This is a genomic window from Methanosarcina mazei S-6 (assembly GCF_000970205.1).
GTDB classification, from domain to species: domain Archaea; phylum Halobacteriota; class Methanosarcinia; order Methanosarcinales; family Methanosarcinaceae; genus Methanosarcina; species Methanosarcina mazei.
On the sequence record NZ_CP009512.1, the window covers coordinates 312734 to 333663 of the forward strand.

14 protein-coding genes and 1 tRNA gene are annotated in these 20930 nt (G+C 42.0%); 5 read left to right on the forward strand and 10 right to left on the reverse strand.

Annotated features, from left to right (window positions below):
- Window positions 1-416 precede the first annotated feature (416 nt).
- The gene (locus MSMAS_RS01265) at window positions 417-1088 is read right to left on the reverse strand and encodes a dihydrofolate reductase family protein (protein ID WP_048046283.1); all 672 of its coding nucleotides are present in this window, start codon (window positions 1086-1088) and stop codon (window positions 417-419) included.
- A gap of 110 nt (window positions 1089-1198) precedes the next feature.
- Between MSMAS_RS01265 and MSMAS_RS01270 the strand changes: the two genes are divergently transcribed.
- The gene (locus tag MSMAS_RS01270; RefSeq protein ID WP_048046284.1) at window positions 1199-2110 is read left to right on the forward strand and encodes an ABC transporter ATP-binding protein; all 912 of its coding nucleotides are present in this window, start codon (window positions 1199-1201) and stop codon (window positions 2108-2110) included.
- Complete coding sequence (locus tag MSMAS_RS01275; protein ID WP_230633322.1) at window positions 2103-3356, forward strand: ABC transporter permease; 1254 nt, start codon at window positions 2103-2105, stop codon at window positions 3354-3356. Before MSMAS_RS01270 ends, MSMAS_RS01275 begins: the two co-directional genes overlap by 8 nt.
- Before the next feature lie 762 nt (window positions 3357-4118).
- Here MSMAS_RS01275 and MSMAS_RS01285 read toward each other — a convergent pair.
- The 5 genes from MSMAS_RS01285 to MSMAS_RS01310 all read right to left on the reverse strand — a co-directional run bounded on the left by MSMAS_RS01285 (window position 4119) and on the right by MSMAS_RS01310 (window position 11213).
- The gene (locus tag MSMAS_RS01285; protein ID WP_230633323.1) at window positions 4119-4748 is read right to left on the reverse strand and encodes a cobalamin B12-binding domain-containing protein; all 630 of its coding nucleotides are present in this window, start codon (window positions 4746-4748) and stop codon (window positions 4119-4121) included.
- Window positions 4730-6652 carry a right-handed parallel beta-helix repeat-containing protein gene (locus MSMAS_RS01290; protein WP_048036654.1) on the reverse strand — a complete coding sequence of 641 codons (1923 nt, stop codon included), beginning with the start codon at window positions 6650-6652 and terminating at the stop codon, window positions 4730-4732. The genes MSMAS_RS01285 and MSMAS_RS01290 overlap by 19 nt, the downstream gene beginning before the upstream one ends.
- Window positions 6653-7281: 629 nt before the next feature.
- The gene (locus tag MSMAS_RS01295; RefSeq protein WP_011033002.1) at window positions 7282-8853 is read right to left on the reverse strand and encodes a PAS domain-containing protein; all 1572 of its coding nucleotides are present in this window, start codon (window positions 8851-8853) and stop codon (window positions 7282-7284) included.
- A gap of 279 nt (window positions 8854-9132) precedes the next feature.
- A tRNA-Gln gene (locus MSMAS_RS01300) sits at window positions 9133-9205 on the reverse strand.
- A gap of 1753 nt (window positions 9206-10958) precedes the next feature.
- Window positions 10959-11213: a type II toxin-antitoxin system HicB family antitoxin gene (locus MSMAS_RS01310; RefSeq protein WP_011033001.1), complete on the reverse strand. Its 255-nt coding sequence runs from the start codon at window positions 11211-11213 to the stop codon at window positions 10959-10961.
- A gap of 224 nt (window positions 11214-11437) precedes the next feature.
- Here MSMAS_RS01310 and MSMAS_RS01315 point away from each other — a divergent pair, with 224 nt between their 5' ends.
- Complete coding sequence (locus MSMAS_RS01315) at window positions 11438-11722, forward strand: non-histone chromosomal MC1 family protein (RefSeq protein WP_011033000.1); 285 nt, start codon at window positions 11438-11440, stop codon at window positions 11720-11722.
- Window positions 11723-11974: 252 nt separating this feature from the next.
- Here MSMAS_RS01315 and MSMAS_RS01320 read toward each other — a convergent pair whose 3' ends face one another.
- Window positions 11975-12166 (reverse strand): hypothetical protein, encoded by a 192-nt coding sequence (locus tag MSMAS_RS01320; RefSeq protein WP_048036659.1) that lies wholly within the window; start codon window positions 12164-12166, stop codon window positions 11975-11977.
- Between the two features lie 184 nt (window positions 12167-12350).
- Between MSMAS_RS01320 and MSMAS_RS01325 the strand changes: the two genes are divergently transcribed.
- Together MSMAS_RS01325 and MSMAS_RS01330 are read left to right on the forward strand one after the other, a co-directional pair.
- On the forward strand, window positions 12351-13613 hold the full coding sequence (locus MSMAS_RS01325; RefSeq protein ID WP_048046287.1) for an anion transporter: 1263 nt from the start codon (window positions 12351-12353) through the stop codon (window positions 13611-13613).
- Between the two features lie 190 nt (window positions 13614-13803).
- The gene (locus MSMAS_RS01330; protein ID WP_011032997.1) at window positions 13804-15906 is read left to right on the forward strand and encodes a methyltransferase domain-containing protein; all 2103 of its coding nucleotides are present in this window, start codon (window positions 13804-13806) and stop codon (window positions 15904-15906) included.
- A 229-nt stretch (window positions 15907-16135) separates the two neighbouring features.
- Here MSMAS_RS01330 and MSMAS_RS01335 read toward each other — a convergent pair whose 3' ends face one another.
- The 3 genes from MSMAS_RS01335 to ilvE form a co-directional block, all read right to left on the reverse strand.
- Window positions 16136-17230 carry an OBG GTPase family GTP-binding protein gene (locus MSMAS_RS01335; RefSeq protein ID WP_011032996.1) on the reverse strand — a complete coding sequence of 365 codons (1095 nt, stop codon included), beginning with the start codon at window positions 17228-17230 and terminating at the stop codon, window positions 16136-16138.
- A 378-nt stretch (window positions 17231-17608) separates the two neighbouring features.
- The gene (locus MSMAS_RS01340; protein ID WP_048046000.1) at window positions 17609-19537 is read right to left on the reverse strand and encodes a molybdopterin biosynthesis protein; all 1929 of its coding nucleotides are present in this window, start codon (window positions 19535-19537) and stop codon (window positions 17609-17611) included.
- A gap of 472 nt (window positions 19538-20009) precedes the next feature.
- The gene (ilvE, locus tag MSMAS_RS01345) at window positions 20010-20888 is read right to left on the reverse strand and encodes a branched-chain-amino-acid transaminase (protein ID WP_015411527.1); all 879 of its coding nucleotides are present in this window, start codon (window positions 20886-20888) and stop codon (window positions 20010-20012) included.
- Window positions 20889-20930 lie beyond the last annotated feature (42 nt).

The following is a 20930-nucleotide window of genomic DNA, read 5'->3' on the forward strand; positions in this document are numbered from 1 at the left end:
TTTTTAACCGGATTAATAAAATTTTGTTAATTAGAATGGTCTAACATTAATATTATGGTTTACTTCCAATATAGCTACTTCAAAACCTTTACATTTTGAAAATATTAATCTCAACTCAAAAAATTTCCGATCTAAATAATGTTTCCGGTATATTATCAGGAAATGATTTTTCCATTTACTCTTTCTCACGGGTCAAGCATTTGAGTCAGGAATGTATAACATTTAAGTCAGAAATGTACAGCGTCAGGAATGCATATACTCCAGGATAATTGAGGCATAGTCCGGCATGTTCTAATGCCCGGGTTCTCATACCTGCCGGTATGGGCTCTTTTTAAGTCCCCCTGGCGAACTTGCAACTATATCTACAGGTTTTTTCGTACCTGAGATAATTTTCTGCCTTATCTTTGCTCTTATCCTTATTCTTTCAAAACCCTGTAAACAAGGTGCACATATTTCTTTTCTACAATCTCGTTTCTTGAAAGCTCCAGTTGAATCCCGCTTTTCTCAATGCCCCTGAAAAGGTTCGTCCCGCTTTTCCCAACAATTTCCGGAGTCAGGACCAAACTTATTTCATCAACAAGTCCCTGTTCAAGTAAAATACTGTTTAATATCCCTCCGCTGTCTGAAACCACAAGTTTAAATCCGTATCTTTCACCTGCAATTTCAAGAGCCTGCCTAACATCCACACGTTCCGCCCCTGCCCGGATAAAATCATAATCTCTTTCCTTGAGGTAATTTATGTAAGATTCAGGGGTTTTCTCCGAGACGAGTACGATTATGTCTTTACTATATTCTGAACGCCTGAATACGTGCATAAGCCCTTCGAGAGTCCCTCTTGAGTCTGCGATCATCCAGTAAGCCCTTGTATCATCCGGATGGATATCAGGCTTTTTGAAGTCCTCTTTATCTTCAGGAGGTATCTTTTCGCAAAAAAATTGTGTCCCCACCTTTGCGGTATTTGACCCTACTATCATGGCATCGGGTTCGTAACTGCCCAGGATCCCATAGTGAACATCAAGGTTTGCATCAAAACCAGTTGTTGAGCCGTCAAGGCTTATGCTGTTGTGTATAACCAGTCTGGGTAGCATGTTTTCACCTCTTCCCCCAAATTAAAAGCATATATAGTTTAATTAAAGTTGTATTAACTTAAATCAAACATTCAATAAACTTATTCTATCTTGGAATATATTTAATCTGGATGCATGCTCTGGAATTTAAAGGCGTATCAAAGTCTTTTGCAGAAAAAAATGTCATCAGAGAGATCTCCTTTTCAGTCGAGAAGGGCGAAATCTTCGGGCTGCTGGGCCCTAACGGGGCTGGAAAAACAACCCTTATAAGACTGCTTCTTGACATTATAAAGCCGGATTCAGGCGAAATCCATGTTTTTGGGAGCTCTCTTACTGCTGCCGGAAAGGACAGGATAGGATACCTGCCAGAAGAACGGGGGCTTTACAAAAAAACAAAAATTCTGGATATGCTTGTTTACCTTTCCCGGCTTAAAAATGTCCCTAAAAAAGAAGCTCAGGCAAATGCTGAAGAGCTTCTGAAATCCCTGGAACTTTATGAGCACAGGGAAAAGAGAATAGAAGAGCTTTCAAAAGGGATGCAGCAAAAAATTCAGTTCCTTTCTTCAATAATCCATGACCCTGAACTTATCATTCTTGATGAGCCTTTTTCAGGGCTTGATCCTGTGAGCACAAAAACCATTAAATCCAAAATTACCGAGTACAGAGACGCGGGCAGAACCGTCATACTCTCCACACATATGATGGAGCAGGCGCAAAAACTATGCGACAGAATTCTTATGCTCAATAAAGGCCAGCAGGTTCTTTACGGTACTGTTGAAGTAATACGGAAAGAACATGGAAAAAACTCTTTGTTTGTTGAGTTTGCGGATAAAAGGAATTTAAGCGTTATTCGAGAAATTCCAGGCATCAAAAAAATTGCATGGCATGAGGGGCTGTTAGAGATTTTTCCTGAGGAAGGGATAAGCGCACAGGCGGTTCTTCAGGAGCTTGTTAAAAGGGCTGAGATACTTCGCTTTGAGCAGGCATTTCCTTCCCTTAACGATATTTTTATTGAAACTGTGGAGAGTGCTTCCGGTGAGTAAGTTTTCCGGAAAAACCTTTATTGTTGCCAGGCACGAGTTTCTAAAAACTGTCAGGCGCAAAGAGTTTCTCTTCATGACCTTTGTTTTTCCTCTCCTCCTTGCCGGAATAGCAATCATTCCCTCCCTGCTTGTCAGTACAGCCACTGTCGAAGACCAGAGAGTAGGCTACATTGACATGACAGGTTCCTTCGAATTCCCGGAATCTTTTATCAGCGAAGGTTTCTCTGCAGGTCCTCTGGAAGCAAAACCCTTAACAATAGAGTTAGTAAGGTATGAAGAGAACTCCGAAGCAAGGGAAGCCCTGCGGTCAGGCCGAATTTCTTCCTATATTATAGTCCCTGAAAATTTCCTTGAGACCGGTGTGATTGAACTTTATTCCTCCAAAAAAGAAATGTCAGTTCCGGGGACTGAACTCTCGGCTGAGCTTTCGGATATAGCTATTGACTCTCTCCTGAAAGACAGAGTGAATGAGTCTGTGCTCCAGAGGGTCAAGGACCCCATCAACCTGAGGCTTTATAATATCGGGGACAACGGGGAGTCGTCAGAGCAGGGAATAGCTGAGATCCTGGCCAGCTTTGGCCTTCCTTTCCTTACCGGTTTTCTCCTTTTTTTCAGCATATTTACCGCGTCAGGCTATCTACTTCGCGGAGTTGCCGAAGAGAAGGAAAACAGGATTATGGAAGTTCTACTTTCTTCTGCTACCCCCACAGAACTTCTTACAGGAAAAATAATAGGGCTTGGCGCAGTCGGCCTTCTGCAGATTATTGTGTGGCTCTCTGTCATTGTTATCGGAGGCGGATATGCCCTCCCTGTAAGAGTGGATCCAATGATTCTTTTCCTTGCCCTTATCTATTTCCTGCTGGGCTTTCTCTTCTTTGCCAGCATGATGGCGGGAATCGGGGCAATAACAGGCTCTCTTCAGGAGAGCCAGCAGGTTGCAGGCATCTTCACATTTGCTGCTGCTTTCCCTCTAGTTTTCATGCAGCTCATACTTACAAATCCTGACAGCCCTGCTGCAGTTTTTCTCTCCCTTTTTCCATTTACATCTCCCGTAACTATGCTTTCCAGAATCGCGGCTTCAGAAGTGCCTTTCTACCAGATCACAGCCAGCCTTTTCATCCTTTTTGTTTCTATTCACGTGGTAATTATAATTTCGAGCCGTTTATTCAGGATTTATTTACTCATGTACGGAAAAAGACCCGAAGTAAAAGAAATCCTGAAGAGCATCCGGGAAGCCGGGAGATGAAGGAGGACTATTGAGGAAAGAAAAAGCTGACTTGAACAGCAGTCAGACTCCCAATTTAAATTAATGGGCCAGGTGCCTGCATCTCCGGTCTTATGACCTGTCTGTTTCCTGTTAGATGACCAGTTAAATATTCAAGATGGGTGAAAGGGTTTTTAGGGGCTAATCCGGGCATTCGATAATTATATTTCTTAACTGACTTAATAATCTATAATTCTATCGCTGGGATTTTATATTATGAGTTACATAGTATTAATTGGTTCATAAGGGAAGTACTGTAAAATGGAGCAAATTCAGGACAGCCTGAAAACTGATCCCGAAATCTACTTCATTGACGCGCAGGATGTAAGATGAAGCAAATTCAGGACGGCTTGAAAACCGATCTTGCAATATACTTCATTGATGCGTAAGCTGTAAAATGAGGTAAATTCAGGACAGTCTGAAAGCTGATCCCGTAATCCACTTCATGGATGCAGAATCCCTTTGAACCACCAAACTGCTCTTTTTACAATATTCATCCCCATAAACTGCTTTTTTCTGGTCCTTTACATCGCTTTTCCTGATTTTCTTTCGTCTTACTCTCTTATTGCTTTTCTTCCCCTCTGCTGGCCTGATTTTCTTTTCTCTTACTCCCCTCTTGCTTCTCTTTTTACTGCTTTTCTTTCCTCCCGGCTGGCCCGATTTATTACTACATTTATCTAAACAATTTGATTGGGAGAGTTAACGTCTCCCAATTTTCCTGTTCAAAATTTTTGTTCTGTGGGTTTATCCATGGCAGCTTCCGCAATTTGTATTTTCATCAGCCGAAATATGGGTTTTCTGGGTGCTGCTGTTCAGGAGAGCCGATTTTGCTTTTAAGACCGCGTCTTCCGAACCTGAAGCGTAGATGTCAGCTCCTATCCGGTCAGCCCATTCCTGAGTTATCAGCGATCCCCCCACACCTGTTACGACTTTATCCCGTATTCCGGCATTTTTAAGCTGCTCTTCAATCTGTATCTGCCGGATCATGGTTGTGCTCATGGATGCCGAACTGAATACAAAATCTGCTTCGTGTTCTTTGGCGGCTTCAGCAAATCTTTCAGATGAGACTCCCTCTCCAAGGTTAATTACTTCAAAGCCCTCTTTTTCAAAAGCGGCTTCAATACTGTCCTTACCGTAAGTGTGGGAATCCCCTTCAACAGTAGCGATTACGACAGTTCCCACATTACCTCTCTCCTTTCCGCCCGGATCTCCGGCCGACACAGGGAATATGAATTGAGCAGCAACTATCCCCAGAATTAACAGGACCAGTAAACTCAATTTTTTAACGCACATATTTTTCTCTCCTTTCTTTCTCCAGATTTTTGACTTCCTTCTGACTTTTTCTTTCTCCGGAATTACCTGTTCCTCCTGCACCTTTTTCCGCTCACATTTTCAAAATCTTCTGCGGTTTTTCCGGATATAAGGGGAAGATAATCACAGTTTGCTTCCGTTACATTGTAAGGCAGATCTGAAATCATATCCCCGTCCCCGTCAGAAGCTGTTTCTGAGAAACCGTTCCCTTGCGGGGAAACCCATAAATTTCCGCCAAGGTAAGGCCCCCCTGCAATATTCACACCAGCGATTTTCGAAATATTCCAGCTGTTTGTTCCGAAGTCTTCAGCGTTCCGGCTGTTATTCAGGTAATTGTTGTAGATTATATTGAAGTCTGAACCTGTCCCATCTGTCCAGTTCAGGTTAAGAGAGATGCCGATATTATTTCCCAGTATCCTGTTTCCTGATATTGTATTGTTGCCGCAGCCTTCGGTATATAATCCATAGGAGCTGGCTGTGATGGTATTATTGTTCAGGGTATTTTCTTCACTTGACCCGTAGAGGTAGATCCCTTCATAAGCCTCTGAAAGTATATTTCCTTCAAGGGTGTTGTTGCAGCTTGTATCCCCAAGGTCTACACAGCACCAGCTGCTTGAGCTAACAGTGTTTTCTTTAAGGACATTGTCTGTGCTTGTATCACACAGCCAGATTCCCGCCATGTTATTTGAAGCACTGTTATCTTCTACAGGGCAGTTCCTGCAGCTGCTCAAAATGAAAGCGTTTCCTTCATTAGAATTTACATCATTTCCCCTTAGAGCTGTCATGGAACAGTTTCCAAGATATATTCCATGTTCACAGTTTGAGATGCTGCATCCTTCAAGCAGAGAATTTTGACTATTATAGAGGTAAACCCCAAAACTGCTGTTTTCAAGACCCAGGTCTTTGAGGGTGATGTTTTCACAATTTATGCAGTATACAACTCCTGCACTGGAATTGGAGTCAAGTGTAAGGTCTGAAACTCCTGACAAATAATATATCGATTTCCCGTCTACCTTATTGCTTGTGTCGATGCTGTTATTCATTTCACCTGTGTAATGATAGGTGTAAGCCCCGAAATTTCTGCTGTTGCGGGACATTTTATTTTTTTGGAGTATATTGAAGCTTGAGTCGAGATAAATTCCCCAGTGGTTTGAATTAGCTTTGTTTCCTCTCAGGATGCTTCCGTTCGAGTTCCCGAGGTATATCCCGTACATTTCGTTTGAGTTTGCGGTATTCTTTTCAAGCAGGCTTTCCCCTGAGCCGGTAAGATAAATTCCGTAAAAATTATTCAATGTTTTTGAGCCAGATATACGGCAGCCGGATGAATCTTCCAGGTAGATGCCAACCGCTCCTTCAGATGCACAATTATTTTGAAGGGTATTGTTTTCGGACGAATTAAGATAAAATCCGTAATGCCTGTTCGATTTTGCTTTATTGTCTTTTATCAGGTTCCGTTCCGAACTTTCAAGCCAGATCCCATTGTCACTGCTTTCCAGGCGGTTATTTTTCAGGATATTTCCGTGTGAATTATTCAGCGCGATACTTCTCCAGTTTCCTGAAAAATAGTTGTTAGTGATATTGCTTTCAGAAACGCCGTCAAGGTAAATTCCATATGTGGAATTTGCCCCTTTTATAGAGAACCCGCTGATTTTTACAGAATCAGAAACAATGTGGAACGCAGGGGCTTCCGGGTCCAGAGCAGTGATTACGGTTTTTTCAGGGTTACGATTCGTGGAGCTTATTTCCAGTGATTTATTTACGAGTACGTTTTCACTGTACTGCCCTTTCTCAACAAGGATAATATCCCCTTCGTAAGCCGCATCTATTGCCTCCTGCAGATTTTCGTATGATCCTGTTCCTCCTTCTTTTACATAAAGAGTAGCTGAGGATGCGGAGCCTGATATAAGGATAAGCAGTGTGAAAACAGCAATAAGTACAAATATTCTCTTCCTTTTCAACAGTATCATCTCCCTGTAAATGAACCCCGGTTTATCTCTCTCATAAAGTCTGAATAATGAATGCTGGATGAGTTTTTTCCGGGCAATCCCTGAAACTTGGGCAAACTTTACAGGATAGATAAGAAGGTCTCTGCACGACCAGTATTCAGGCTTTCACAGGACATGGCCAGATTAAAAATCCACCCGAGGGTTAATTCAAAAATATCCTGTATTCAGCTAACCCGGAAACAATCCTTAAACGGAGTTCATAGCTGATTTAAAAAAAGAGTTTTAATTTTATTATTTAGACCTGGTTATCTGGATAACAACTGTTATCTTTTACTGCCTGCTGGTATACTGCTTACTTTTTACTGTTGTACTGCTCACTTTTTACTGGTATATTGTTTGCTTTTTACTGGTATACTGCTTACTTTTTACTGGTATACTGCTTACTTTTTACTGGTATACTGCTTACTTTTTACTGGTATACTGCTTACTTTTTACTGGTATACTGCTTACTTTTTACTGGTATATTGTTCGCTTTTTACTGGTATATTGTTCGCTTTTTACTGGTATACTGTTCACTTTTATGCTCACCGGGCTCTATTCGGTTTAAGGGAGCTGGAAACCCGGTTAAAATTTCAGGTTCAGCAGGTAGTTCAGGACAGGTCTGCCTGGATACATACCGGGGCTATATGGCTTACCACCTGGAGGGCAATGCTCTCAAGGAAGTTGCGGATATTCCATGGAATCTTATCCAGAGTATGGGAAGCAAAGTTCAGGCTGCCTATGATTTCGTTGCTATATTTTAAAGGAATTACCGCAACTGCTTTTATCCCCTCTTTTCTTGCAGCTTCAGCCATTTTATCCGAGTAAAAATCCATTGAATAGATAGGTTTTTCAGCCCAGACCTGTTTTGCTTCATTTGAGTCTGCTTTAAACCTGGAAACTTTTTCTTTGAATTCTGGAGAGATGCCGCGGGATTGAACAAGGTTTATCTGGTCCAGGAGTTCATCCCTGATATATACGCCTCCGGCATCTATCCCGTTTATTTGCAGGCAGGCATCAAGTACCATATTAAGAATGGCATGGAGATTCCATGTCGTGTTAAGTTTTGCTCCAAGTTCCCTCTGTATTTCAAGCATTTTCTGGGCTTCTTTTCTTTCGGTAATATCCACAACCAGGCCCTGAAGATGAGTTGCTCTGCCTTCTTCGTCCCTCTGGACAAAGACTCTTTCTTCTACCCAGAGCATTCTTCCCTCTCCTGTATAAATCCTGTATTCAATGCCGAAAGAACCCTGCCCCTCAGCGATGCTGCGTTTAAGGGTTTCATTAACCTTATTAATGTCATCTTTATGTATTATATCCCCGTACAGCACCTTTCCTGATATGAAATCTTCTACCTTATACCCTAACTGGGTCACATTCTCTGAAACATATTCTGCAGGCAGGTTCTCTTTGTTCTCCCATAAAAAAGCTATAGCCTGGCTGTTGTTGATTATGGTTCTCAGCATGCTCTGCATTTCAATCGATTTACTGAGCGCTTCTTCTTTTTCTTTGTCTTCAGTTATATCAAGCACAAGCCCCTGAATGTGAGTTATCTCGCCTTCTCTGTTCCTCTGAATAAATGCCCTTTCATTAACCCAGCGCACGTCTCCGGCTTTTGTGAATATCCTGTATCCCGTATTGAAGTCAACTTCCCCTCTGCGTATTCGTGTTTTAAGTTCCTCTTTCACTCTGTTCCTGTCTTCAGGATGGATGATATCCCCGTAAAGGAAATTGCCGGAAATAAAGTCCTCAACTGTATATCCAAACTTAACAACATTTTCCGAAACGAATTCTGCAGGCCACTTTTCTTCATTTCTCCATAGAAAAACAACAGCAGGGCTGTTATTTACCACAGTCCGGATTGTTTCCTGCATCTTGAGGACAGAGAGCAAATCCACAATTCCTATTGCTGCAACAACTTTTCCATCTTCGGAGAAAATAGGGGAAACGGCTACATTCCTGCCAAGGTACGTACCTCCCTTTGGGACTCCACGCACAGTTTTACCGGTCCTGAGTACCTCTTCGAGTACAGGTCCCGTATAGTCTCTATCAATTATTTTTCCGTTTTCCAGGCGAAGCCCTTTCCGCTTTAAACTGCGGATAGTGGTCGGGAGCCCTACAAGAGAATGTACTGCTACGGCTATTGCTTCAAGCTCTTCTGGTCCTGCATCTTCGGATATCAAAGAACTAATTCTTTCACCCCCGGAAAGATCCTGATGTTTGAATTGAAATATAAGAACTCTTGAACAGGAGAAGGCATCAAACTGAAAATCAGACTCGAGATTTTTATATTATATCTCTTGAGATATATAGTCACTTTTCATTTATATAATTGAGATTTCTCAAACCTTTCCAGAGTATCTTTTCTAAGTGTACATGCAGGAATAGATCGGAAGACACTGGATGAACTGAAAAAAAGGATTTTTTATAGATTTTTTTAATCCCTAACTGGAAAAATAGTATAGTCCTGAGCGGATTCGAACCGCTGTCCCGGGCTCCAAAGGCCCGAAGGATTGACCACTACCCTACAGGACTGCGCATGAAAGCTTTTACTTATAGCTTAATTCATGTACTTAATTTTTGTGCCATCTCGGGACTTTTTTGTGAATTTCCTGTAAAATATCAATCATATTAAAAATCATATACTGGCGTTGAAATTTTTCATATAGCAATCTTTTTTGTTTCAAAAAAATTTTTTGTATAATTAATTTAAAGTATTTTACATTATTAGTATATTATGGAGCTGGAAATGAAAGGTATGGTCGAATAGAGAAGTGTTAGCGGATTGTAAAATAATTGCCCGGAGTTATCGGGTCCTGCTCTGGAACATGTTTGATGGGAGCATTGTTCAGGGCGGCTGGTTGGGGAATACGGCAAAGGATCACGGTGGCACCGGGCTTCTTCTTGTATTAAGCATTCTACTGGTTCTAAACATTTATTGGTTTAAGCATTTTATTGGTCTAAGCATTTTATTGGTTCTAATTTGTAATCAATTAATTTTCAGTTAATTATATCCCGTATTGTTCCGTTTTTATGTTGTTTCAAAATTATTTCTTTATTATCTAATTCCAACAGAATATTATCTAATTCCAACAGAATACTTTTTGCTACGTTTTTTAATTAAAAATTACAAATGCCGCATATTTTATTCTTACTTTAAAACTTTTAATGCAATAATATAATTTGCTGTAGGACAATTTTTAACATAATTAATTTAAAATAACTTACGTTATAATTATATGTTGCAGTTGGGAAGCAATACAGGATAAACCAATGTAATCTGCCACCAAAAAACTGCCTGGAGCCGCTGGTATTCTCTTTGAATCAATATGCTTGGGGGAGCATAATTTGAAGAGGCTGTGTTGGGGGATGCAGAAACTTATGCGGCATCCGGGCTTTTTTTACAACCTTTTTACTCTTTTTCACTAACCTTTTCACTAACTTTTTCAATCTCTGCTTTCAGGAGAAGTAACCTCTGAGTTGAAAAAGCAATATATTCATCCGCTATTCTTTTAATTTGCCTTTTTTCTCAGAAAGTAATGGTATTGCAATAATATTTAATATTGAATCCTTTTCAGGCGCTGAATTGTTTCATAATAAAATATATTTCGCTGCGAAACAATTTTTAATATAATTAATTTAAAATAATCAAGAGTTAATTATATATTTGCAACCGGGAGTGAACAGATCGAACGAATGAGTAATGGATGTGAATAAGTACAGGAATTGAGAATCTCTCGAAAGCTTTGATCCTGTTCTTGACCTGTTCTTGACTTATGCTCGGGGGCGCATATCTCTGGAACAAATGTATCGAGGACTACAGCCGGAACAAATGCTTTCGGGATTTTTCTTACTCTGTCTCTGATTAATTCCTTCTTTGATTTTCCTTTTCGCTTTCTCTATCTTATTTTTGTCCTTTCCCCTGATTTTTTATTTCCTTATCTTTTATATCAATAAACGTAAAACCCCTGAGTCCTTAGCCCGGTGGTAATTCACTTTCCTTATATCTTTAATCTCCTATCTGTAATCTTCTTTTGAAGTTTTCAATATGGAATTAATTTTTTTCTGAATGAAAAATTTGGAGTAATTAATTTGAAATAGTAATGATATAATGTTATATTTGTGGAGTTGGGAAGTGAGACGGGTATTAAAATGGAACTGCTTGGGGGCAATTGATCATGCTTCTGATTCAATATGCTTGGGGGAGCATATCTTCGGGGCTTGCTATGTTGGGGGACATAGTAACTAAAGGGCAATAGTGCCTCTAAGCTTCTTCTTACAACACTTTTTACTTCGGTTTTTTATCTTCGGTTTTTTTATCTTCGGTTTTTTTTCCCTTTACTTTAAATTTAGTCAAAAAAGGACGCTTGACCGGAAGGTCAATCCCTTCTATTTCAATATAGAGCTCAACTGCTTCCTTTAGATTTGACACTGCTTCTTCAATCGTTTTTCCCTGGCTTGATATGTCCAGTTCCAGGCATGAGGATATGTACCAGTCACCCTTTTTCTGCACCTTCGCAGTTAAAGTAAACGTTTCTGTCATAATTTGTAATACTTCGGGATTATGTTAAATATTTCGCAGTTGGTCCCCTGTATCTGTCAATTTGTACTGCATAAAGCCTTCTGTTCCGTATATTCTCTTCTCATGGCAGTATGACTAAAGGTTATACCTTAAAGAAAGCAACAACTATTGACCACATTATAAGAAAATTATATATACTTTCAACTTAATCACTCTCTAATAATATACTTTGAGAGATGACCTTTATGGCTGACACACGAAATTTTGTTTTGCGAGATGTAGATGGCACGGAACATGGAGTTTTCACTGGAAAACAGCCTCGTCAGGCTGCTTTGAAAGCTGCAAACAGAGGTAAAGGAACAAAATCAAAACCAGATATTATCCGTCTAAGAGAGCGCGGGACAAAGAAGATTCACGTTTTCAAGGCATGGAAGCAGGTTGTCGCAGCTCCGAAAAACAAGCCTGAATGGATGCCGGATAAAATCAGCAAACCTTTTGTTAAGAAAGAAAAAATAGAAACAATCGAGTAAAATACATTTTTCTTCATATACCCTGGAAAACCGGGGACATTTCATTTTTTTCAAAGCCCACGAGCATCTTCTTTTCCCTGGATATTTTTAATACTTTTTTCTGGATATGTGGTGATTTTTTTCCAGTAGACTTTTCTTTCTAAATTATCCGCTTCAAGCTTAAAATGGGATTCTGTATTTTATAAGCGCTATTTTTCAGAACCCGGGGAATTTTGAGCCAGATGACAAAACGTTTCTTAGTAAAAAAATTTCTTAGTAATATACAATTTTCGAAAATCCCCTGGGCAGTTCTTCCCCCAGGAATTGTTCAACTTCTTTTTTCAGGTTTGTAACCGCTTCTTCGATACTTTCCCCTCTACAGACAATATCCGCCTCCGGGCAGATTGAAATATAGGTGTTCTCTTCTTTCCGAATAGTCACAGAAAAAGGAAAGTAAATTGTCATACCTTGAAATATTATTCAGTTTATTTTAAACATTTCGAGTCTGACATTCCTTATGTCTATTTTCGCTGATCTTTTCTTTCTGTTCTCCTCTACAAGCGCAGGGATTTTATACTTGTACATGTATCACTCCCAAAGTTTATGTTAATAGAACTCTGGAATGTATGTTAACAGGCTTGCGGGATTTATGGTAGCTGACTCTTTTGTATATTCTTTTGTATCTTCGCCCGACCTTTCTGTACTCGTCCTTCTCTGTGTCCTTCTGCTTACCGCTCTCAGGCAGGTCGGGTCTTTAAGGTTGCAGATCTGGCAGGTCATGACCCTTGGAGCCATTTCTGTGCTGCTTCTCGGGGAAATTTCACCTCAGGAAGCTCTCAGGGCAATAAACATAGATGTGCTCCTTTTTCTTTTCGGGGCCTTTTGTGTGGGGGAAGCACTTAACAGGAGCGGATATCTTGCCTGGATAGGAGGCCGGATTGTTTCAAGGGCAAAAAATACGGACCAGCTCGTTTTACTGGTAATCTTCTCCACAGGTCTTCTCTCCGCAGTCCTTATGAATGACACCCTTGCTATAATGGGTACCCCGCTGGTTTTGCGTTTTTCAAGGAAATACGGCGTGTCTCCCAAACTCATGCTCTTTGCCCTGGCTTTCGGGATAACCACCGGGAGCGTCATGAGCCCTATAGGAAACCCCCAGAACCTCCTGATCGCAATTGACGGAAATCTTGACTCCCCCTTTGTGGTATTTTTAAGCTCCCTGGCCGTACCTACTATGATAAATCTTGTGCTTGTTTATGCCGTTCTTAAACTCTTTTTCAGCAGCGAATTTGGGAAACCAGCTCTGATACACACCGACGAGCTTATTTCAGATCCCGAACTTGCGGAAATATCAAAAAAGGCTCTTTTCCTTCTGCTGGCTCTTATTACATGTAAAATTCTTCTCGTAGAGTTCTTGCCTGCCTGGGATTTCAGTTTGAGCTGGATTGCCCTTTTCTCGGCTTCTCCCATACTGCTCAGCAAAAGGCGGACTGAAGTTGTAAAAAATATTGACTGGGCAACCCTGGTCTTCTTTGTTTCCATGTTCGTGCTCATGGAAAGCGTCTGGATTTCCGGAACCTGTCAGGGACTCCTGTACAGAATGTCTCCGCAGTTAGGCTCAGTTCCCACTATCCTTGCACTCAGCATAGGACTCAGCCAGCTTATTTCTAATGTTCCCTTTGTTGCGCTCTACCTCCCTGCAATGGGGAGCGGTGTTTCACAGGGGCAGTTGATGGCGCTCGCTGCCGGAAGTACAATTGCAGGGAATCTTTTGATTCTTGGGGCTGCAAGCAACGTTATTATACTCCAGAATGCCGAAAAAGAAGGTGAAACTTTCTCTTTTATGGAATTCGCTAAAATAGGGCTTTTAATTTCATTTTTAAATGCTATTATTTACTTTATATTTCTTTAAACTTTAAAAGCAATTATATTTACTTAAATGAAGCAAGGAAATTCGTTTTAACTTGAAATGCTGTTTTAATACCTATTAATCCTTTAACTGCTCTATCCAGCTGACCCTTTGAGTATATAAATCTCCCTAACTGTCCGATAAACTTGATATACTGAAAGCACATACATTTTTTTCGGGAAGATATCTTATCATGACCCAGAATAATATTGATTCTAATTCCAGGCGCAAACGCGCTAAAGGTGCCGTACAGACGAAAACCCTCGGGCCTGTTGAAGACCTTGAAACTCATGTCCGGTCCGACTGGTGGCAGACTCTTTTTAATTCTCTCTATCTCAAGACTGATGCCGATCTTCTGGATGACATTGAAGTTACAAAGAAAGAAGCTGATCTTGTTGTTTCTATCCTTGGGCTCAACCCTGAAGATGCTGTTCTTGACCTTTGCTGCGGACAGGGCAGGCATGTCCTGGAACTGGCAAGGAGAGGATTTCCAAATGTTGAAGGCTATGACAGATCCCAGTACCTCATCCGAAAAGCAAGGACAAGGGCTCAAAAGGAAAACCTGCAGGTCAGGTTCAGGGAGGGGGACGCAAGAAAGCTGCCTTATCCATCTGACACCTTTTCTGTGGTTACCATTCTCGGGAACAGCTTTGGATACTTTGATTCCACTCTGCAGGACAGAAAAGTGCTCGAAGAAGTTTTCCGGGTACTGAAGCCAGGTGGGAGAGTCTTTATTGACGCTGTAGACGGGGACCACATTAGAAAGAATTTCCAGCCAAGATCATGGGAATGGCTGGACAGGAAGTATTTTGTATGTAGGGAAAGAGCCCTTTCTTCAGACTGTGAAAGGTTGATCTGCAGGGAGGTTATATGCCGTATTGATAGAGGGATAATTGCAGACCAGTTTTACGCTGAAAGGCTGTACAACAGGGAAAGCCTTTTTGAACTGCTTACGGCATCAGGTTTTAGCAGCCCGACCTTCCACACAACCTTCAGCCCTGTCTCGACAGGCACTCAGGACGCAGGAATGATGGAAAAGAGAATTCTGCTTTCAGCCACTGTTGAGAAAGCCTGGCCTTCCATGGAGTCTTCCGGTGCGGAAAGCAAAAAGCCCCTTAACGTTGTTGTGGTGCTTGGGGATCCAAGGAAAGAAGACCAGGTCAAGCCTGCCTGTGTATTTGACGATGATGATTTCGAAACCATTAACCGGATGAAGACGGCTCTTTCTGAAATTCCTTCTATAAAATTCACTTTCCTTGACAGACATGAAACCCTTTTCGAAGACCTCAGAAAGAAAGCAGGGAAAACCGACCTTGTACTCAACCTCTGCGATGAAGGTTTTTACAACGATCCTGTAAAAGAATTACACGTTCCTGCCATGTTTGAACAGCTTAATATCCCTTACACCGGCGCAGGTCCACAGTGCCTTGCCTACTGCTATGATAAATCTCTTGTAAGGGGAGTAGCTCGTGAGATGAGGATTCCTGTGGCAAAAGGGGTTCTCGTTACAGATGATTCTGATATCTCAAGGCTTTCTCTCTCTTTTCCCCTGCTCGTAAAACCCAATTCAGGAGATTCAAGTTTCGGGATCACACAGAAAAGCATAGTCCACAGCAGAGAGGAACTTCTTGACATCATGAAAGAAACACGGGAAAAAATAGGGTCAGACAAGCCTCTCCTTCTGGAGGAATTCCTCCCTGGAAAAGACATCAGTGTAGGTATAATCGGAAACCCTCCTTCGTGCACCGTGCTGCCCATTACGGAAGAAGATTATTCCGCAGTCCCGGGAGAACTGCCAAAGATTTGCGGGTATGAAGCCAAATGGCTCCCGGATTCTTCTTACTGGAAGATTAAATCCGTACCTGCGGACCTTCCTGAAAAGACCCAGAAGGAAGTCGTAAGGAGCTGCCTTGCTCTCTTTACAAGGCTGGGATGCCGTGATTATGCCCGCTTTGATTGGAGGCTCGACGCTGAAGGCAGGCCAAGGCTCCTTGAGGTAAACCCCAACCCTGGATGGTGCTGGGACGGTCACCTTGCCAAAATGGCAGCTTATGCGAACATCTCTTATTCCGGTATGCTTGCGGCAATTATTGGGGCTGCAAAGAAAAGATATGGTATCGGGCTGGGCGGCAAGGTTGTGCTTCAAACGAAGGCAGGCCAGTCCACAAGAAAAAGCCCGGCTGAATGTGCTGCGGAATTCGAGGAAGAAGTTGAGGCTAAAAGCTCAATTGAGCCCGGAAATGGCAGGAAGAGAAATGTTTTCTCAAGCAATTCCGAAACTATAAAGGTTCTCTAAGAGTAGAGGCTCTCTCATAGTGTATGGTTAAAACAATCAAAAATCGGTTAAAAAAATTTGATTTGGAAATAAACCCGGATCAAATAAGTGGGTCTGAAAATTTGCCGGATCGGAGTATATCTGATCCACAAAAGACCGGAATTTTATACTCGAAAAATTGAATAAAAAAACGGAACGCGAAAGACTAATTTTTTTCCTTCGCTTTCCTTTTCTTTTTACTCTGCGATGTTTATTTTTGAATGATTATCGTCAGAATATCTTCGTCTTCCATGGCATGTTCAAGCCCCACTCTCTGACCGGGGTGTTTTGCAGACGAGCCCCATATCTGGGCATAGCGGAACTTCCTGCGGAAATCGCGGTGCAGCCTGTCGCAGATCTGGCCTATGTTCGTCCCGCTCATAACTATAAGGGGTTCTTCCATATCTGCCGGTTGCCCCTGAGGTTTCAGATATACTCGAATAAAGCCAAGGCGGTCGTAAATAGCATTCTTGAGTGTTTCGATATTTGTGCCTTCGTGGGCTGAGATAAAAATCGCGTCAGGGTACATTCTCCGGCATTCTTCTATCAGCTGGGGATACCCAAGGTCCACTTTGTTGACAGCAATTAAAGAACGGACATAACTCCTGTTTCCCAGAACTACATCTATAAGCTGGTCCACAGTGATATTTTCCCTTATGAGGACATGAGCATTATGGATTTTGTATTCGTCAAGCACGGCTTTTATAGTTTCTTCATTGAGGTCCAGCTCTATGGTTGAGTTTATCTCGATGCCGCCCCTGTCTTTTCTTTTAATGCTGACGTCAGGAGGCACTTCATCCACGCGGATTCCTGCCTGGTAAAGTTCATCCATAAGCACTTCATAGTGTTTTGGCTGGAAAACATCAAGCAAAAAGATGACCATATCAGAGTTACGGATGACCGATATAACTTCCTTCCCGCGACCGCGCCCTGAAGACGCGCCTTTTACAAGTCCGGGTACGTCAAGGAACTGGATTGTTGCACCTTTATGTTCAAGCACTCCGGGTACAACTGTAAGCGTGGTAAACTCGTATGCTCCTACCTCTGATTTTGCGCCTGTAACTTTGTTCAGAAGCGTAGATTTCCCCACTGACGGAAAGCCCACCAGAGTTACGGTACCGTCTCCCGATTTTTTGACCGAGTATCCTTCTCCTCCACCCTTTGAGGAAGACTTCTTCTCAATTTCATCCCTCATGCGGGCTATCTTGGCTTTCAGCCTGCCTATGTGGTGGGAAGTTGCCTTATTATACTGGGTCTTCCGGATTTCTTCTTCTACTTCCTGTATTTGCTCCTGTATGCTGCTCATCTGAAACCTGCCGATTTCGGGACTGAAGAAATGATCTTATAGTGATTTTATATTTCGTGAAAAAGAAACCGCATCCAAACGGTCTCTAAAAACCTTTTTTGATCCAAAACAGATCCGTTATCTGGATATTTTATCCTGAATAGTTGGATGCAATATATATACCTATGGAATACTTTTATTGCCCCGGAATTTTTCATTGATAAAATTATTTATTAAAACTTACTGCTGCTAAAAGGGGTTTCCTAATTTATTCCCTGTTTAAAATTTGCTTTAGATTCCCGATTCCATAGTAGATTTATATTTATATCACTGAATAAGTATAATAATATTTAAACCTTATTGATATATCTTTCTGGTAATTATGGATAGCAGATGCCTTTATCCATTATAAATAATCTCTCCTGTTCTCTCACATACCTGAAGCCCTGCAGGAAGTTTTGAGGCAAATTCTTTCGAGCCAAGGGTTTGAAGGAATTTTTGGACTTCAGGGGTGTCGAGGACCTCTTTTCTGATCAGAAAATCATATTCCTCTTCCGCAATTTTTATGAATTTTATGTCATTATTTTTCTCTGCACAGTTTCTTAAACCTACTCCTGCATCAGCTTTTCCTGAAAGAACCGCTTCGCAGACTGCAACTTCGGATTTTGCTCCTGAAGAGTATCCGTGTATCGAGTCTGTAAACTCTTTTTTGTTAATCTCCTTCTCTCCTGCCAGTTCCTCTATTTTCAAATCCAGGAGTGCCCTTATCCCGGACCCTCTGTTCCGGTTAATTAAATGCTTTCCTGGCAGGTCTTCAAGTCCCTTAATCGTGCTGTCCAGCCTGACAAGAAGCCCGACTTCCCGCCTGTACCCCCTGACAAGTACAGCTTCTGAAAGCTCCATATTCTTCATTATCGGAATATTGTACAGAGCTTCTGCCTGTCCCTTTGATTTCGAGGGTAAGTTCACACCCGCAATATCTGCCGTCTTTGCTGCAATTGCGCTGAAACCCCCGCTTGAACCCGTATAAAGTGTCCTGAACCTTAGTCCGCTGAGGTCTTCCAGAACGTCAAGCCCTGGACAGAAACCTCCTGATATCTGGAGGTCCGGTTTTTCGACTTCTCCAAAAAGGGTCACTTCCACAGGCGTCCCGGACTCTATAAACTCTGTTTTCGGCGGAATTTCTATAAATCCATCTGCTCCGGAAAGGGAGGTTATGGCGCCTGAACCCCGGTCTGCAGGATAAACTCTTCCCCTGACCATCCCAACCGGAAGGAGCTGCTGCCTGCCTTCGGAGCGCAGGTCAGTACCCATTATTCCTTTTTCCGTTTTCCTTGTCCCTGCTCCCGCTCCAAGGGATTTTCTAAGCAGAGGAGCCACAAATTCATTGAAAATCATTAAAGCAGACGTGGGATTCCCCGGAAGCCCTATAATCGGAACGCTTTTTATGACGCCGATGACAACAGGTTTTCCGGGTTTTATATTGACCCCATGGGCAAGGGTCTCTCCTGCTCTGTCTATTAGCCTGTACATCACGTCCCCTGATCCTGAGGACGTGCTCCCGGAAGTAAGGATCAGGGCACATTCGGAAATTGCAGTTTCAAGTACTTTTTCCATCAGGTTTTCGTCGTCTTTCACAATCCCGTAAAGAAGAGGGGAAGCTCCGCATTCCTTAACGCCTGCATACAGCGTATAAGAGTTTGCATCGTACACTTTTCCCTGAGTCAGGTTTTCTCCGGGACTTACAAGTTCGTCTCCTGTTGAGATTATCCCTATGGGCAGCCTGAGTACGGGGACTTCTTTTTTGCCTGTGGAAGCCAGAACCCCGATTTCTCTTGTGCCGAGTTTTCTGCCCCTGCGCAGGACTCTTTCCCCCTTCCGGATATCCGAACCTGCTTTCATTATATTTTCCCCTGCAGTTACAGCCCCGAGGACGGAGACAGTCTCGTTTTCTTCATAAGTATACTCGACCATTACCACGGCATCAGCCCCTTCGGGAATCGGGGCACCTGTCGCAATCTCCACGGCTTCCCCTGCCGAAATCCTGAATTTTTCATCCGATCCTGCCGGGATATTTCCAAGGAGTTTAAGTTTTACGGGTACTTTTTCACTGCCTGCGTAGGTATCTTCTGCCCTGACAGCATAACCGTCCATAACCGCCCTTGGAAAAGGAGGGACATTAATTTCGGTAATTATATCCTCTGCAAGGGTTTTTCCATAAGCGTTTTCAAGGGCCAGATATTCCTTTTCCGGAGTGACCTTAAGGCTGTTTATTATTTTCCGTGCTTCTTCTACAGAGACGAGTTCCCGAAATTCTTTACGTTTCATCAGCATCAAACCCTGAGTCTTATCGGTTTTCAGATTGTTTTTTAACTTAATAGCGTTTCCCGGCATATGTCAACACTTTAAACATTAGAAGTCTCAACTAAAATACTCTCAACTAAAATACTCTCAACTAAAATACTCTCAACTAAAATACTCTCAACTAAAATACTCTCAACTAAAATACTCTCAACTAAAATACTCTCAACTAAAATACTCTCAACTAAAATACTCTCAACTAAAATACTCTCAACTAAAATATGTTTCAGCTAAAACACGTCTCGGCTAAATACGTCTTATACGAATAAATTCACTAAAATAGTTACATTAATTAAAACAATTTTGCTAAAAAGGCAGATAATAAAGAAATTAGTAATAAAATCGATCAAAAAAGATTTTTAGCGGGAAAAACCCCGCAATTCTTGCATTTGCTTTAGTATTATTCTTTTCTCAAGCAAATTCTTTCATTCTGATTCTTTTATTTATAAATAGGGGTGCCTGTACTGCGGGTTATTTTGTCAAAGGCTTCAACCATCTTCATTGTGAGAGGACCGGGTTTGCCATTACCGATGATTCTTCCGTCGAGCCTGGTGACCGGAGCAGATTCGGCTGCAGTCCCGGTAACGAAAATTTCGTCTGCCGTGTAGAGGTCAAAAAGGCCGAGGTTTGCTTCAATAACCTTGTATCCCATTTCATCCAGAAGCTCAATGGCTGTAGCTCTTGTGATGCCTTTTAAGTTGCTTATTGTGTGGGGAGTAAAGACCTTATCATTTTTGACGATAAAGATGTTGTCTCCAGAACCTTCGCACACAAAGCCGTTCTGGTCAAGGAATATGGCTTCATCTCCGCCTTTCTCATTTGCTTCTATCTTTGCAAGGATATTATTCAGGTAGTTCAGGGACTTGATGTTAGGGGACAGGGCATCAGGTGCATTCCTGCGGACGCAGACGCTGACTCCTGTAAGCCCGATTTCATAAAGGTTGCCGTACATGGCACCCCATCCCTGGGCGATAACAACAACGCACGGTTTTTCACACTTGCGGGGGTCAAGCCCGAGATCTCCGACTCCTCTTGAGACGATAGGGCGGATGTAAGCGTCTTTGAGGTTATTTTTTCTCAGGGTCTCAAGGATTATTTCGGTCATCTCTTCTCTTGTAACGGGTATGTCCATTGCAATTGCTTTTGCTGAGTCAAAAAGCCTGTCAACATGTTCCTTTAACTTGAAAACACGTCCGTTATATGCCCTTATTCCTTCGAACACACCGTCCCCATAGAGGTAACCGTGATCATAAACCGAAACTTTGGCTTCGGATTTCGGGACAAATTTCCCGTCTAAATAAATAAGTAACTCACTCATTTGCAAATCATCCTTCTCGGTTTTTTTGCCTGTAAATTATTT